Origin of the sequence: Sphaerisporangium perillae, from assembly GCF_023276435.1 — a bacterium.
Taxonomy (GTDB): Bacteria; Actinomycetota; Actinomycetes; order Streptosporangiales; family Streptosporangiaceae; genus Sphaerisporangium; species Sphaerisporangium perillae.
Genome location: NZ_JALLPO010000109.1, coordinates 1 through 1,021, shown reverse-complemented (window position 1 = coordinate 1,021; position 1,021 = coordinate 1). Strand labels below are relative to the sequence as shown.

1 protein-coding gene is annotated in these 1,021 nt (G+C 70.5%); it reads left to right on the top strand.

Going from position 1 to position 1,021, the window contains the following annotated elements; all coding sequences use genetic code 11:
* The coding region (locus MYF83_RS42210) for a ricin-type beta-trefoil lectin domain protein (RefSeq protein WP_248966443.1) at positions 1–1,021 on the top strand (1,021 nt) is incomplete at both ends.

Below are 1,021 nucleotides of genomic sequence, written 5' to 3'. Positions count from 1 at the left end.
TCGCGACCGGCCTCTCCCCCGCCTGGGCCGCCACCGGCCAGATCACCGGGTACGGGGGCAAGTGCGTCGACGTGGCGGGCGCGAGCAGCGCCAACGGCGCGCAGATCCAGCTGTACACCTGCAACGGCACCGCCGCCCAGCAGTGGACCACCGGCACCGACGGCACCATCCGCGCCCTCGGCAAGTGCCTGGACGTCGCCGCCGCCAGCAGCGCCAACGGCACCAAGGTGCAGATCTACGACTGCAACGGCACCGCGGCCCAGCAGTGGACGGCCGGCTCCGACGGCACCCTGCGCGCGCTGGGCAAGTGCCTGGACGCCACCGGCCCGAGCTCCGCCGACGGCACCCCGCTGCAGATCTGGGACTGCTTCGCCGGCGCCAACCAGAAGTGGACCCTGCCGAGTGGCACCACCCCGCCGCCGCCTCCCGCGCCCGGCAAGATGCCCGGCGCGCCGTACCTGTACATGGGATGGGGCAGCCCGCCCAGCGCCACCTCGGTCATGAGCGCCACCGGCGTGAAGTCCTTCACCATGGCGTTCATCCTCTCCGGCGGCGGCTGCACGCCGATGTGGGACGGCTCCCGGCCGCTCAGCGGCGGCGTCGACGCCCAGACGATCGCGGCCATCAAGGGCGCGGGCGGCAGCGTCCAGGTGTCCTTCGGCGGCTGGTCGGGCAACAAGCTCGGCCCGAACTGCTCCTCGTCGACCGCCTTCGCCGGCGCCGTACAGCAGGTCATCAACGCCGTCGGCCCCGCCGTGGTCGACTTCGACATCGAGAACACCGACGAGTTCGGCAACTACACGGTCCAGGACCGCATCCTGGGCGGGCTGAAGATCGTCAAGCAGAACAATCCGAACGTCAAGGTCGTCCTCACCTTCGGCACGAGCACCAGCGGCCCGACCGCCGACGGCATCCGCTTGATCAACCAGTCCAAGGCCCTGGACGTCCCCATCGACAACTACACGATCATGCCGTTCGACTTCGGCGGCGGCGCGAACATGTACCAGAGCACGGTCAACGC